The organism is Geminicoccus roseus DSM 18922, assembly GCF_000427665.1.
Taxonomy (GTDB): Bacteria; Pseudomonadota; Alphaproteobacteria; order Geminicoccales; family Geminicoccaceae; genus Geminicoccus; species Geminicoccus roseus.
In genome coordinates, this window is record NZ_KE386572.1 from 2,198,128 (window position 1) to 2,212,741 (window position 14,614).

At 67.4% G+C, this 14,614-nt stretch carries 12 protein-coding genes; 6 read left to right on the plus strand and 6 right to left on the minus strand.

Annotation, left to right across the window (positions count from 1 at the left end):
• Window positions 1-182 precede the first annotated feature (182 nt).
• From GEMRO_RS0111345 to GEMRO_RS0111370, 6 genes are all read left to right on the plus strand, one after another.
• Window positions 183-1,148, plus strand: coding sequence for a Tim44 domain-containing protein (locus tag GEMRO_RS0111345; protein ID WP_027134077.1), 966 nt, complete (start codon window positions 183-185; stop codon window positions 1,146-1,148).
• A 267-nt stretch (window positions 1,149-1,415) separates the two neighbouring features.
• Entirely contained in the window at window positions 1,416-1,937 is a 522-nt protein-coding gene (locus GEMRO_RS0111350; protein ID WP_027134078.1) for a hypothetical protein, read from the plus strand.
• Window positions 1,938-2,018: 81 nt separating this feature from the next.
• Window positions 2,019-2,600, plus strand: a complete 582-nt coding sequence (locus GEMRO_RS0111355; RefSeq protein ID WP_027134079.1) for a hypothetical protein — start codon at window positions 2,019-2,021, stop codon at window positions 2,598-2,600.
• A 109-nt stretch (window positions 2,601-2,709) separates the two neighbouring features.
• The gene (locus GEMRO_RS0111360) at window positions 2,710-3,432 is read left to right on the plus strand and encodes a fimbrial biogenesis chaperone (RefSeq protein WP_051328964.1); all 723 of its coding nucleotides are present in this window, start codon (window positions 2,710-2,712) and stop codon (window positions 3,430-3,432) included.
• Window positions 3,433-3,457: 25 nt separating this feature from the next.
• The gene (locus tag GEMRO_RS0111365; protein ID WP_027134081.1) at window positions 3,458-5,890 is read left to right on the plus strand and encodes a fimbria/pilus outer membrane usher protein; all 2,433 of its coding nucleotides are present in this window, start codon (window positions 3,458-3,460) and stop codon (window positions 5,888-5,890) included.
• Entirely contained in the window at window positions 5,887-6,819 is a 933-nt protein-coding gene (locus GEMRO_RS0111370) for a hypothetical protein (protein ID WP_157505548.1), read from the plus strand. The genes GEMRO_RS0111365 and GEMRO_RS0111370 overlap by 4 nt, the downstream gene beginning before the upstream one ends.
• 81 nt (window positions 6,820-6,900) lie before the next feature.
• Here the strand turns inward: GEMRO_RS0111370 and GEMRO_RS0111375 are convergent, their stop codons facing one another.
• The 6 genes from GEMRO_RS0111375 to GEMRO_RS0111400 all read right to left on the minus strand — a co-directional run bounded on the left by GEMRO_RS0111375 (window position 6,901) and on the right by GEMRO_RS0111400 (window position 14,597).
• Window positions 6,901-8,529, minus strand: coding sequence for a GMC family oxidoreductase (locus GEMRO_RS0111375; protein ID WP_027134083.1), 1,629 nt, complete (start codon window positions 8,527-8,529; stop codon window positions 6,901-6,903).
• A gap of 59 nt (window positions 8,530-8,588) precedes the next feature.
• Entirely contained in the window at window positions 8,589-9,623 is a 1,035-nt protein-coding gene (locus GEMRO_RS0111380; protein ID WP_027134084.1) for a LacI family DNA-binding transcriptional regulator, read from the minus strand.
• Between the two features lie 174 nt (window positions 9,624-9,797).
• Window positions 9,798-11,003: a glycoside hydrolase family 88 protein gene (locus GEMRO_RS29130; RefSeq protein ID WP_035485169.1), complete on the minus strand. Its 1,206-nt coding sequence runs from the start codon at window positions 11,001-11,003 to the stop codon at window positions 9,798-9,800.
• A 20-nt stretch (window positions 11,004-11,023) separates the two neighbouring features.
• The gene (locus GEMRO_RS0111390) at window positions 11,024-12,052 is read right to left on the minus strand and encodes an ABC transporter permease (protein ID WP_035485171.1); all 1,029 of its coding nucleotides are present in this window, start codon (window positions 12,050-12,052) and stop codon (window positions 11,024-11,026) included.
• The gene (locus GEMRO_RS0111395; protein ID WP_205624954.1) at window positions 12,052-13,071 is read right to left on the minus strand and encodes an ABC transporter permease; all 1,020 of its coding nucleotides are present in this window, start codon (window positions 13,069-13,071) and stop codon (window positions 12,052-12,054) included. Before GEMRO_RS0111395 ends, GEMRO_RS0111390 begins: the two co-directional genes overlap by 1 nt.
• Window positions 13,068-14,597, minus strand: a complete 1,530-nt coding sequence (locus GEMRO_RS0111400) for a sugar ABC transporter ATP-binding protein (protein ID WP_035487081.1) — start codon at window positions 14,595-14,597, stop codon at window positions 13,068-13,070. Before GEMRO_RS0111400 ends, GEMRO_RS0111395 begins: the two co-directional genes overlap by 4 nt.
• Between the last annotated feature and the right edge of the window lie 17 nt (window positions 14,598-14,614).

Genomic DNA, 14,614 nt, shown 5'->3' on the forward strand with positions numbered 1-14,614 from the left:
GATGCCGGCGCAATTATACGACATATCCGGACCTGCTGCACGGATAAGAACAGCAAAATCATGTTGAAAATGGGCGAAGGCGAGGCCAGGGGGACGAGCGGCCCGGGTGCGTCCCTGCCTGCAAATTCCGGGGCGAAGGACCATATTCTGTGGGACGATCTATCATCGAGGCGGAGACAAGCGTGACGAAGTCCAAGCGATCCACCGGGCAGCGGATCCGCGTGTTCGCGGCCATGGCGCTGGCCGTGGTGATGGTGCTGGCGAGCACGGTTGCGGAAGCGCGCCGGGGCGGCTCGTTCGGCAGCCGTGGTGCGCGGACCTACAGCCAGCCCATGGCCACGCCCACGGCACCCAACAAGGCGGCGCCGATGCAGCAGTCGGTGACGCCGGCGCAGCGGCCGGCCACGGCGGGTACCGCTGCGAGCGGCCAGCGCGGCGGATTCTTCTCGCGGGGTGGCTTCATGCCGGGGCTGATGGGCGGGCTGATCGGGGCCGGGCTGTTCGGCATGCTGTTCGGCGGCGGGTTCTTTGCCGGCCTTGGCAGCTTCGCCGGGATCCTGGGCTTCCTCCTGCAGATCGTGCTGGTGGTGGTCCTGGTGCGCTTCGCGCTGGCCTTCTTCCGCAGCCGCACGGCGCCGGCCTATGCCGGTGGCGCTGGTGGCGCCGGTGGCGCCGGGCCGCGCCCGCGTTCCGCCCCCGGCGGTGCCGCTCCGCGGCCGAACCGTGCCCGGGTGCGCGACGAGATCGGCGTGGCGCCGGGCGACTACACCGCCTTCGAGAACGGGCTGCGCACCGTGCAGACCGCCTATGGCCAGGAGGACCTGGTGGCGCTCCAGGCGGCGGTGACCCCGGAGATGTACGGCTACTTCATCGAGGAGCTGGAGGCGAACCGGGCTCGGGGCCGCCAGAACCTCCTGTCAGACATCCGGCTCGTGCAGGGCGACCTGGCGGAAGCTTGGCGCGAGGGCAGCACCGAGTACGCCACGGTGGCGATGCGCTATGCCATGAAGGACTACACGGTCGAGCGCGCCAGCGGCAGCGTGGTCGAGGGTGATCCGGCGCAGCCCGTGGAAGTGACCGAGCTTTGGACCTTCACCCGGCCGGTGGGTGGCGCCTGGATCCTGTCGGCGATCCAGCAGGCCGGCTGAGCTGTCGGGCGGCGGGCCCTTCGGGGCCCGCTGCTTGGGCGCTTCCGATTTTTCTGGTGCGTCAACCGGGGTGTCAAAAAACCGCCTTGACGGATTCGGAAATTTTTCCGGCGAAGATCAAGTACCCCCTTTCCGGGGCTGCGCTATTTTGTTATCGATTTCTACACCGGCTTGAAGCTGCGGTTTTAGCAAGCTTGCAAGTGGGTGCCTGCCGGCAAGGCAGTCTGAATATTTCATCTATCAGCAAAATAGTGGTGAGGACGGATATTGAAGCATCCGGCGATCTTCGCTGTGCTGGCGGCTGGCCTTTTTTTGGCCGGTATTCAGGATTTGAGGGCGATGACGGCGGTGGTCGTCGCGATCCGAGGGGAAATTGCCGCTCGCTGCTCGATGGACACGAGCACGACTTCCATTGATCTGGGCGATCTGCGTGAAGCGGGTCGTCGGCTTGTTTCCATCCATGTCGACTGCAACACACCCTTCCTGGTGGTGATGAGTTCCGATCGGGGTGCCCTGGTGAGCGATGCGGGAGGTTCGGTGCCTGCCGCATTCACCGATCGGGTGGCCTACCAGGCGAAAGTCGAGATCCCCACGGATCTCGGCCTGCTCGTGCATGCCTGCGGCAGCCATGAGGCGGCTGGTTCGTCCTGTGCCCCTGCTGACAGCCGGGGCGGGATCGCCCAGGGTATGGACGGTCAGGTCGAGATCAGCTGGAGCCGTCCGGAACTGGAACCCTTGGCCGGGCACTACCGCGACAGACTGTCGATTTCCTTCCAGCCGCGGACCTGAACCCGCGTTCGCTGTCAATTTCGCCGGCGTCCAGGCAAGGGCGCCAACCCTTTCGTGCGACATCTAGACGAGAAAGATCGAATGATGATCCGTGTTCGCTTCGTCATGGCGGCTGCCGCCGGTCTCCTGCTGGGCGGCACCGCCCTCGACGTCCATCCGGCGCTGGCTGACGGCAAGGCCTTCAACCTTTCGGCCACGGTCGCTTCCGCCTGCACGTTCGCGACGAGCGGCGCTTCTTGGGGGCAGCAGCAGAACGTGGTGACGGGTGACCCGAACGCGGCTTCCCCGTCCATCAACTTCAGCACTTCTATCAATGCCACGGGTTCCGTGAATGCGACGGCGGAATGGAAGTCGAAGGCCTCCTGCAACGTCAAGCCAAGCATCAGCCTCACCACCCAGAATGGGGCGATGACCAGCACAGGTCTCAACCCGAACAACGACTTTAACCATTACGTTGCTTACAAGGCCGTGGCCAATTGGGCTGGCCAGAACGTCAATATCGACGCCAATACCCCAAACCAGACCAGGACCCAGGCGCAGTCATTGAGCGGCGCTGCCAGCGGCGACATCACCGTGGTCTTCACGACCCAGAGCAGCAACAAGCCGTTCCTGGCAGCCACCTACACCGACGTGCTGACGGTCACGATCGCCCCGGCGACCTGACGGGCAGCGCCGGTACCTGTCCTTTCCCTCGATCCCGGAAAGGGCGGGTACCCGCGGCCTGCGCCCGTGCGAACGGCGTCCATTCCTCCATCCTGCGAACGATCCGATCATGCGCTTGGTGTGCTGGGCACTGCTGGCCCTGTTGTCCTGGACCGTGCCGGCGGCGGCGATGACCGTCTGGCCGACCGTCATCGACTTGACCAGCCTCGGCCGCGACAGCCGGGCGCAGATCAACGTGGTGAGCGACGAGGCCACCGCCTTCCCGGTGGAAGTGTGGGTCGAGAGCCTGACGATCGCGGAAGACGGCAGCCAGAGCTTCGCCGATGCGAGCGGCGACTTCGTGATCTTCCCGCCCCAGGCGATCATCCAGCCGGGCGCCACCCAGATCTTCCGCATCCAGTGGGCGGGCGACCCGGCGCTGGCGCAGAGCCGGAGCTATGCGGTCCGGATCGAGCAGGTGCCCGTGCGCCCCAGCGATGCCGGCACCTCCGTCCAGCTGGTCTACAGCTTCGCTGTGATCGTCAACGTTGCCAGCCCGCAGAGCCAGCCTGCCCTGGTCGTGGTCGAGGCAGCGCCGGTCCGGGAAGGGGGCAAGGCCGCGCTCAGCGTGCTCCTGGAGAACAAGGGCGATCGCTACGCCTATCTGAGCCGCGGCGGCCTGTCCGTGTCGGGCAATGGCTGGTCGACCACCATCGGACCGGAAGAACTCGGGCAGCTGATCGGCATGGGCCTGGTCCAGCCGGGGGCGCGTCGACGCTTCTCCATCGCGGCCGAGATTCCCACCGGAGTCCGCTCTGTCACCGCCGAGCTGACTGCGCCGGCGCAGCCCTGAACGCTCGATTCCGGAGCGGCATGCCTTGCGCGTCGCCCTCGCGATCTTGCTGCTGCTGGTGCTGGCCGGCGCGGCCATGCCGACGACCGCGTGGGCGCAGCCGGCCGCCGAGGCACCCTCCATCGAGATGGCGCTGCCGCTGCGCGACGGCGACTTCTACCTGGGGGACGTCCGGGCACGGCTTGCGGCTGATGGCAGTGGCGCCAGCTTCGAGCGCGCCCGGGTCCTGGAACTGGCCCGGCCGGTTCTCGCCCCCGAGGCCTATGCCCGGCTTGCGGCAGCGCTGGGCGACGCCGAGTTCGTGCCGGCCGCCACAGCCTCGGCCGGGCAGATCGCCGTCCTGTTCGATCCGGCGGCGGTCGATCTTCGCCTGGACGTGCCGCTCGACGCCCGCGAGGCGCAGGTGATCGCCCTGGACCGCAACCAGGCGAGCCAGCCCAGCAGCGAGGCGCAGGTTCCGGCCCTGGTCAGCGGCTACCTCAACCTGCGCGCCGGGCTCGACTTCGTCGCCTCCGATGGTGGAGGCGAGAGCGGCCTGCAGGAGCCGGCGGTCGGGATCGACGGGGCGCTGCGCATGGGACGGCTGGTCCTGGAGAACGAGATGCTGCTCGATCAGGGAGATCTGCAGCGCACCGGAAGCCGCGCCGTCGTCGATTTTCCCGAGCAGGTGCTCCGGGTCAGGGCCGGCGACCTGTTCGTGGTGCCCGGCGCCTTTCAGGCCGGGGCCGACCTGCTCGGCGTCTCGGTCAGCCGCAGCTATGCCGACCTGCAGCCGACCCGCAGCGTGCGTCCGACCGGTGCCCGCAGCCTGAGCATCGACCGTCCCTCCAATGTCGAGATCTACCAGAACGGCCAGCTCACCCGGCGCCTGCGCCTGCCCCCGGGCAACTACCAGATCGAGGACATCACCGCGCAGCTTGGCGCTACCGACATCCGGATCGTGGTCGAGGACGATGCCGGCCTGCGCCAGGAAATCGACTTCTCCCTGTTCTCCGACCTTTCCCTGCTGGAGGCGGGGATCGACGAGTTCGACCTGACGGTGGGTGTCCTGTCTGATCAGGTGGACGGCAGCCTGGAGTATGGGGAGGACGGCTATGTGGCGAGCGGGTTCTACCGCCGCGGCATCACCGAGAACCTGACGGCCGGGATCGAAGCCCAGGCGGACCGGGAGGTACGCCAGCTGGGCGCGGGACTGGTCCAGGCGACGCCGCTCGGCATCTTCGGGGTGGATCTGGCGGGCAGCCTGGCCGACGCAGGCGAGGCCGGCTACGCGCTGCGCCTGGACTATCGCAGCTTCCAGGATACGGCGGCCGACAGCATCAACCAGAGCCTGCAGGCATCCTTCGAGATCAGGTCCCGCGATTTTCGCACGATCGGCCTGTTTGGTAGTGCGCCCGAGGGCGACGAAATGCAGGCCGCCTTTTCCTATGGGCGCGCCCTCGGCGACCGGCTCTACGGCTCGCTGTCCGGTCGCTACAGCGCCCAGGTTGACGGCGGCGACGAAACCTATGGTGCCGACGCCACGCTGAGCTGCTCGTTCGGCCGGGCCTGGTCGCTGACCACCACGCTGGGCTACGGCCACGGCGATGACGATCCGGGGTTCCGGCTGTTCGCGTCGCTGATCTACAATTTCGACTACCGGACGCAGCTGCGCGCCGATCATGACACGAGGAGCGGCCGCTCTAGGCTCGCCTTCACCCGCAGCGGGACCGGCAATGTCGGCAGCTACGACCTCGATCTCGAAGCCGAGCAGGTCGACGACGAGGCAGGCCTGGTCGGCAGCATCTCCTACTATGCCAATCGCGGGGAGGTCGGCGCCAGCCACCGCATCGCCATGCTGCCCGAGGGGGACGGCTTCGACCAGCGGACGTCGCTGCGCGCCGCTACCGCCGTGGCGTTCGCGGGCAGCACCTTCGCCGTCGGCCGGCCCATCGCCAACAGCTTCGCGCTGGTGGAACTGCATCCCACGCTGGACGGGCGGACCGTGGCGATCGGGCCCTCCCAGGAGCAGGTCGACGCCACGGGCGATGCAATGATGCCGGCGCTCGTGCCATCGCTGTCGTCCTATGCGCCGCAGCGGCTCGTCTACGACGTCGACGACCTGCCGCTCGGCTATGACCTGGGTGCCGGCGTGTTCGACCTGTTCCCGCCCTACCGCGCCGGCTATGCGGTGACGGTTGGGTCGGACTACACCATCACCGCGCTCGGCACCCTGCAGGATCGTGAGCAGGTGCCGGTTGCACTGGTGTCGGGGCAGGCGATCGAGTTGGCCGAGCCGGATCGGCCGCCGGTGCCGTTCTTCACCAACGCCACCGGCCGGTTTGTTGTCCAGGGGCTGCGGCCAGGGCGTTGGCGCCTGCAAGTGGATGGCAGTGCGGGAGTGGCGGCGGAGATCGTGATCCCGGAGGGCGGCATGGGGCTGGTCGAGCTGGGCGAACTGCAGGCGGGACTGCCATGACCAGCACACGAGCAATCTTTCGGCAGGCAGCGGCGGCTGGCGCGGTGCTGTGTCTGGCCGTGCTGGCTGGATCGCCCGCCGCGACCGCCTGTGAGAGCACAGTCCAGATCAATCCGAGCGTTCGGCCATTGCCCTATGACCCGTTCGAATCCGGCGACACGGTGATGCAGGCCTCGATCCTGGTGCGCCAGGATGGGCCGGAGCCCTGCCCATTGCGGCTGGGATTCTACCGGTCGCCGGATGTCGACATCTCGATGCGGCAGACATCCGGGGCATCGTCCGGCAATGGCCCGCTGCGCTACGATCTCACCAGCAATGGGCGGAGGCTGATCGCCGACTGGCCGCAGAACAGCAAGCCGCCGATCTTCGTGATCGTCCCGCCCGTCGGACACAGCGGGCAGGGTGCCGAGGTGACCTACCAGTTGCGTATTCCACGCGGGCAGCTGGCAGCGCCGGGAAGATACACGGACGAGGTCGAACTGCGCGTCTACGAGGTCAACGGCAAGGACCTGCTTGCCCTGCGCGTCCTCATCCTGGAGGCAGAAGTCAGTTCGGTCGTCAGCCTGAACCTGGTGGGCGCCGACGTGTCCAGCCCGTACAGCTACACCATGGACTTCGGCACGCTGGAATCCGGCGAGCGCCGCTCGATCGGCATCGAAGCCCGCTCCAACGGCCGCTACCGGCTGGAGGTGCGGTCGCGCGAGGGGGGCGTCCTGCGGCTGGCCCCACCATTCGACGACTGGACCGTCGACTATGCGGCCTCCATCGCCGGCCAGACAGTGAACTTCCCCGCCAGCCTCGGCAGCTTTTCGCCCACCGCGGCAAGCGGGGCGGTTCTCCCGCTCCAGGTCGTCATCGGCGACGTCGCCCGCAAGCGCGCCGGCGTCTACCGCGACGAGATCACGGTCTCGATCGAACCAGCACCCTGAGGGGCTGCGTCGCCTTTCACCTCCGCAGGATGCTCCTGCACTGCCGGGGCGACCGCTGCCCAGCCGCCTCCGGTGACGCGCTCAGTGGCTCGTCGATTTCATGATGAAGTCGACACAGCGGTCGCCGAGCATCATGGCAGGGGCATTGGTGTTGCCGGCATTGATGTCCGGAACAGCCGACATGTCGCAGACCCGCAGCCCTTCGACCCCACGCACCCGCATCCGCGAGTCCAACACTGCCATCGGGTCGCCATCGGCGCCCATCCTGCAGGTGCCGGCAGGATGGTAGTTGGTCTTGACGAAGCGCCGGCAGTGGCTGCGCAAGGCCGCGTCGTCCGGCTCCGGCATGTCCGGCAGGGCCACGCGCTCGATCCGCTCGGCGACCGGACTGGTCTTGAAGGCGCGCAGGAAGAAGCGCTGGCCGGCCACCATGGTGCGCATATCCTCTTCGTCCTTCAGCAGGTGCGGCGAGACCAGCGGCATGTCGGCCGGGTCGGCCGACCGCAGCTTCACCGTTCCCCGCGACTTCGGCTTCACCACCACGGTCGTGATGGTGAGGCCGTAGGTGTCCTTGATGGTGTTGCGGGTGTCCCGGTCCAGGTAGACAATCGGCACGCAGAAGGCCTGGATCGTCGGCGGCGCCTCCGGGTCCTCGGGGTTCACGAAGGCGCCCGCCTCGACGCCGGCGGATGTCACGGGCCCGCTGCCGAACAGCTTGAACTGCAGGCCGTTGCGCAGCATGCGCCAGCCCACCCCTTCCTTGAAGTAGCCATGGCGACCGTTGGCGATCGCGGTGATGGGCACTTCGGGATGGTCGATCAGGTTGGCACCCACGCCCGGAAGATCGACCTGGCAGCGGATCCCATGGCCCTCGACATGCTCCGCCGGCCCGATCCCGGACAGCATCAGGAGCTTCGGCGTGACCAGCGCGCCCGCGCTGGCGATGATCTCGCCGGAGGCGTACGCCGTATGCTCCTCGCCGTTCTGCCGGTAGACGACCGCGACGGCCCGGCCATTCTCGACGATGATCCGCGAGACCTCGGCATTCAGCTGCACCGTCAGGCGCGGGTCGCGCATCAACGGCTCGATGAAGGCATAGGCCGCGCTGCTGCGTTTCCCGCTCCGGTTCGTGAACTGGTAGAGGCCGACGCCGCGCTGGCTCGGGCCGTTGAAGTCGTGGTTGTAGGGAACGCCCATGGACTGCAGCGCCTGCAGGAACCAGCGGGAGAACTCGTTGACGTGGCCAGGGTCCGAGACGAGGAGCGGGCCATCGATGCCGTGCCGCTCGTCGCACAAGCGATTGTTCGCCTCCATGCCCCGGAAATGGGGCAGCACGGCGTTCCAGCTCCAGTCGGCGCCATCATTGTTGCCACGCAGGATCTCGTGCCAGCCATCGTAGTCGGCCGGGCGGCCGCGGATATAGACCTGCGCGTTCACCGACGAGCCGCCACCCAGCACGTTGCCCTGCGGGATATCGTGGGCCCGCCCTTCCAGATGCTCCTGCGGCACCGTGGTGTGGTAGCGCATGTACTTGCTGCCGTTGATCATCTTGAAGATGCCCGGCGGCATGTCCAGGAGCGGATGACGGTGGGAGTGGCCTGCCTCGAGCAGGAGGACCCTATACCCGCCCGCGCTCACCAGGCGCGCGGCGGCCACGCAGCCGGACGATCCTCCGCCGACGACGATGTAGTCGAACTCAGCTCGTGCCATCAGGCTCCCTCATCTGACTCGATCCTGCTTGTGCTTTCCCGGATAGCGGTACGCTGGGTTCACGTCGGGGAGCGCACCCTGTCCGTCGAGTCGCGGACAATCAGGGGGGCGTCCAGTCTTGTGCTCATCGGGATCTGGCCGCCCTCGACGACGCTCACCAGATAGTCGGCCGCGATCCGCCCGATCTCATCGGCAGGCACGTTGACCGTGGTGAGCGGCGGATCGCCCTCCGCGGCGATCTCGATATTGTCGAAGCCCACGATGGAAAGGTCCCTTGGCACGTTCAGGCCCATCCGGCGCGCCTCCGAGGAAGCCCCCACGGCCACGGCATCGTTGGTGCAGAGCACGGCGGTGATGGCGGGATCGGTCGCGAACAGGCCCGACAGCGCGCGGCGCCCATAGGCGATGGAGGGCAGGGCGACCTCCACGATCCGGTCTGAGGGCAACCGGATCCCGGCCTCGGCAAGCGCCAGCACCATGCCGTCGAGGCGCGCCTTGGAACGGTCGTTCGGCAGGGCGGTGTTCGCGATGATCGCGAACTCGCGATGTCCGAGTTCGAGGAGGTATCGGGTCATCTTGCGGGTAGCCTGGCGGTTGTCGATCCCGACAGCCGGGATCCCCTGGCCGGAGGTGCAGACATAGGTGGTGACCAGCGGCACCCCATGCTGGCGAACAAGCGGCAGGACCTCCGGCGCGAACGAATCGCCCACCAGCACCAGCCCGTCGACGCCATGCTCAAGAAAGGCCCTGATCTCCTGCTCCTCCTTGCGCGGGTCGTACTGCGAGTTCGCGAGGAGCAGCGTGTAGCCGCGGGCCGCCAAGCGGTCCTGCAGGGCCTCGACCCCGTCGGCGAAGATCGCGTTTCCCAGGGTCGGTACCACCGCACCCACGATGTGGCTCCGGCCGGAACTCAGCGCGCGCGCCATCCGGTCGGGCGAATAGCCCAGCAAGCGCACCGCTTCCTCGACCCGCCGCCGGATGGGCTCGCGGACAATCTCGGGCTGATTGAGCGCCCGCGAGGCGGTGGCCAGCGAGACATTGGCCGCCCGGGCGACATCCACGAGTTTCACGCGGCCGCCGTCGCGATGCGACATGGGTATGGATGCGTCCCTGGACATGTGTTTGCCGGCAATGCTCGTATGCAGGGCCGCCTTCACCTTCAGATCGCGTGGGGCAGCAAGCCAGGATACCGGGTGGACTGGCGGCTGTCTCTCCGGGCAGCTGCCTTGGGGGTCAGGCCGGGCTCCAGCCGCTCGGCAAGGGGCCGCTCATCGGCGTGTGCCGCCGCCGCCAAGCGGTTCCAGCTGCCGAACCAGCTTTCCCGGGTGGAGTACCCGCATCAGGGCCTCGACGAAGTAGTAGTCGCCGAACAGCACCGCAGCATCGGGTCCGATATTGTGCGGCTTCGAGTAGCAGCCATGCATCAGCAGTCCCCGGTGAACCGGATCACGGGCGAGGTAGTCGCGGGCAAGACCGGATAGGAGACGCATCGCGGTCGACCTCCAGCGCTGGCGCTGGTCTTCGTCTGAATGCAGGTCTCCCAGGTCGAGCAGCGCCGCCACCATGATCGCGGCTGCCGCCGAATCCTCGACCGGCTGGCTGCTCGGATCATCGAAATCCCAGGGTGGGCAGGTACGATCCCCCAGTTGCTCCAGCCACCGCTCCGCCAGCCTCACCGCAAGATCCAGGTAGTGTCGCTGGCCGGAGACCGCCGCGGTTGCGGCATAGCCATAGACCGCCCAGCCTGTTCCGCGCGACCAGGACGATCCGTCAGCATAGCCCTGGAACGTGTAGCCGCGCTGGCGGGCGCCTGTGACCGTGTCGTACTCGACCGCGTGGAAGAGGGTGTCGTTCTCCCGGACGAAGCCTTTCTCGGTCATCCGGGCATGCGCCTCGGCCGCCAGGCGGAAGCTGGCGTCGCCGCTCTGTTCTGCCGCCCAGTAGAGCAGGGGGATGTTCGCCATGGTGTCGATCGCCGAAGCCGCACGGCCGCGCGGATCGCTGAGCGGCCCCCAGGACGACACATAGGAGCCTGTCTCGGTCACCACGACGCGGGCACGCAGCCTGTCGGCCGCACGCAGGGCAAGATCGGCATAAATCGGATCGCTGGTCAGGCGGTGGAGCGGAACGGCCGAACTCCAGAAAATGAAGCCGATGTCGTGGGTATTGGGATCGTCCGCCCGCTGCGCCACGAGAAGCATGCGCTGCTTCGCCAGGTCCAGGTAGCGATCCTCGCCGGTATGGACATGGGCGGCGGCGAGCAGTCCCACCCAGAACCCGCAGAACCAGTTGCCGTGGCTCCAGTCCTCGCCGTCGTAGCCGGCCGAGCGGGAGGCCAGCATGGTGTCCCAGCTTCCATCCGGACGCGTCACGTACGGAAAGCTGATCCCCAGGCGAGGCTCGTCTTCGTCGAGCTTGCGGCCGAGGAGGTCCAGGGCCTCGGCGAGGGCGCCGAGGTCGGTGGAAGAGGACATGCTCGCTCTCCGGTGGAAGATCAGGCTGCCTGAACCCGCCGCGCCAGCCGGCTCTGCAGGAGCACGACCACCAGAAGGAAGGCGCCGCGCACGACCGACTGCCAGTAGGCGCTCAGGCTGATCCAGCCCATGCCGTTCTCGAAGTTCAGGATGGTGAAGATGATGCCAAGCAGGAGAGTCCCCGCCAGGGTCGCGCCGACGGAGCCGTTGCCGCCGGTGAGCAGCGTGCCGCCGACCACCACCGAGGCGATGGCGAACAGCTCCCAGCCCACCCCCTCGATCGGCTGCCCGGCCCCGAACTGCGCGGCCAGGATCACGCCTGCCAGACCCGCCAGCAGGCCCGACAGCAGGTAGACCTGGAAGACGGTGCGGTCGGTCGGCAGGCCCATGAGGCGCGAGGCCTCCTCGCCGCCGCCCACGCCCAGGACGTGGCGACCGAACGCCGTGTGGTTGAGCAGGATCCAGCCGCCGAGATAGGCCGCGAGCATGATCCAGGCTGGGGTGGGGAAGCCCAGGACGAAACCCAGGAGGGTGCCCGTCCAGCCGGCATCCTCGGCATCCACCCATTCCGGCCGGAAGGCGGAAAGAAGGTCGCCCTGTCCCAGTTCGACGAAGCCACTCTCGTAGGAGACCGACACCGACTGGTTGTTGGCGAGAAGGAGCGCCGTACCGGACGCGGCGAGCATCACCGCCAGCGTGGCGATGAACGGCATGATCTTCATCCGGGTGATGATGAAGCCGTTCAGCGCACCGGCAAGGCCACCCGCAGCAAGACCCGCCAGCAGGCCCGCCAGAACACCATAGGGACTGAGGTAGGCAGCCACGACGCTGGACAGGGCGGCCACCGAGCCCACGGACAGGTCGATGCCGCCGGTCATGATGACGAAGCACATGCCCAGCGCCACCAGCGCGAACATCGAGTTGTACCGCAGCACCGAGAGAATGTTGTAGCTGCTCATGAAGCCGTCATAGCGCCAGGCGCCGAACAGCATGAGCAGGACCAGGGCAATGATGACGCCGAGGCTGGCCGTGCGGGTGAGACGAGGCATCAGGCGCGATCCTGTCGCTGGAGCCAGACCGCCAGGATGATCAGGGCGGCCTTGACCACGAGGGCTGCCGGGTCGGGCACGCCGTTGGCGAGCAGCGTGTAGCGGACGAGCTGGATGATGAGGGCACCCAGCAGAGTGCCGATGATGGTGGCCCTGCCGCCGGACAGGAGCGTGCCGCCCACCGCGACCGCCGCGATGGCGTCGAGTTCCATCCCCATGCCGATCAGGTTGGCATCGGCGGCGGAGTTCATCGCGATGACGATCAGTCCGGCAATGCCGCTGCAGACCCCGGAGACGACGTACACGAGGCAGATGACGCGCCGGGACGGCACCCCGGCCAGTCGTGCGGCCGGCGCGTTGCCGCCCACCGCCAGGATCTGTCGGCCGAACACGGTCTTGCGCAGAACCCACGCCGCGATCACCACGACCGCCAGCATGATCCAGACCTGGAAAGGCACGCCCAGGACCCGGCCGATCGCGATCGCCTGCATCTCCGGGACCTTGAAGACCTGCAGGTCGCCATTGGTCCAGACCTGGGCGATGCCGCGCCCGGCGATGAACAGGATCAGCGTGGCGATGATGGGCTGAATGTTGAAGCTGGAGATCAGCCAGCCGTTGAACAGGCCGAACAGCCCGGCGACTGCGATCGGGATGACGATGCCGAGCGCGATCCCGGTGTAGAGGTCCGGGACCGGGAAGAGCGTGCCCTGGAAGATCCCGGGCGAGAGCGCGCCGGCGATCGCCATGAGCGAGCCGACGGAGAGGTCGATCCCGCCGGTGGCGATCACCAGGGTCATGCCGACCCCCACGATCACGATCGTGCAGACCTGGGTGAGGTTCACCGACAGGGTCTGGGCCGTCGCGAAGTTCGGAGTGAAGGCGAGATTGAACAGGATCAGCAGGATCAGGGCGATCAGCGTGCCGAAGCGGCGCACGGCCAGCCTTGTGCCGAACAGTTGCCGGAAGCGGCCGCCCGGCTGTTCGCCCACGGGCATCCCGGTCTGCACGGCCGACTTCATGGATGATCTCCGTGTCCGTGCGCCATGGCATCCATCAGCGCCGGCTCGCTGATCGCGTCCTTGTCGAGCTGCGCCACGTTTCTTCCGTCACGCAGAACGAACACCCGGTCGGCGCCCTCGACGATCTCCTCCAGTTCGGAGGAGATCATCAGGACGCCCAGCCCTTCCTCGGCCAGCTTGCGGATCAGGCGCTGGATCTCCGCCTTGGCGCCCACGTCGATGCCGCGGGTCGGTTCGTCCAGGATCAGCAGCTTCGGGTTCATGCACAGCCAGCGGGCCAGGAGCACCTTCTGCTGGTTGCCGCCTGACAGCTCGCGGATCGGCTGCTCGGGACTGGCGCACTTGATCCCGATCTCCTTGATGAAGCGGTCGACGACCTGGCGCTGGCGCGCCTCGTCGACGATGCCCGATCGCGAGAGGGAGGGCAGGAGGGCTAGGGTCAGGTTCTCCCGGACCGACATCGCGGGGATGATGCCCTCGTGCTTGCGGTCCTCGGAGCAGAAGCCGAGGCCTGCCTTGATCGCGTCGATCGGCTCGCTGAAGCGGACGGCGCTGCCCTGATAGCGGATAATGCCTTCATCGGGATGATCGGCGCCGAAGATGGCCCGGGCCGTCTCGGTGCGGCCGGAACCAAGGAGCCCGGCCAGACCGACGATCTCGCCCTGGCGGATGGAGAGGCTGACGTTGCGCACCCGGTGGCCGGCAGCGAGGCCATCGGCATCGAGCAACTCGCCGCCGATCGCGTGGGCGCCGCCTGCGAAGGCCGTTGCGCCTCGCTTGGTGACCTCGGCGAGGTCGCGCCCCAGCATCGTTGCGACGAGCTCAAGCTTGGTCATCTCGGTCATGGGCGAAACCGCCACCGTGCGGCCGTCGCGCATTACGGTGACCCGGTCGCAGATTTCGTAGAGCTCGTCGAGCTTGTGGCTGACGAAGACGACGGCGACGCCTTGGGCCTTCAACTGGCGGATGGTCTGAAACAGGATCGCGACCTCGTGCTCGTCCAGGGAGGAGGTCGCCTCGTCCATGATCACCAGCTTGGCTTCGCAGGAGACGGCGCGGGCGATCGCCACCATCTGCTGGACGGCGGTGCTGAACTCGTGGAGCGGCCGGCGGACGTCGACCTGGATGTCGAACTGCCGGAGCAGGGCGCTGGCGCCTTCGTGCATCCGCTTCCAGTCGAGCAGGCCGCCCCATTTCTTGAACTCACGGCCGAGATAGATGTTCTCGGTCACCGAGCGCAGCGGAATGAGGTTGATCTCCTGGAAGATCGTGCTGATGCCGCCCTGCTGCGCCATCTGCGGGGAGGTCACCGACCAGGGCTGTCCGGCAAATGTGATCTCGCCGGCATCCTTGGGAAAGTAGCCGTTCAGCACCTTGATCATCGTCGACTTGCCGGCGCCGTTCTGACCGATCAGGGCCATCACCTCGCCCGCCTCGACCTCGAGCGAGGCATCGATGAGCGCCGGGACATGGCCGAAACTCTTGTCGATCCCGCGCATGGACAGGAGGGGATCCCGGACGATCATCAGCAACGCTACCCGAT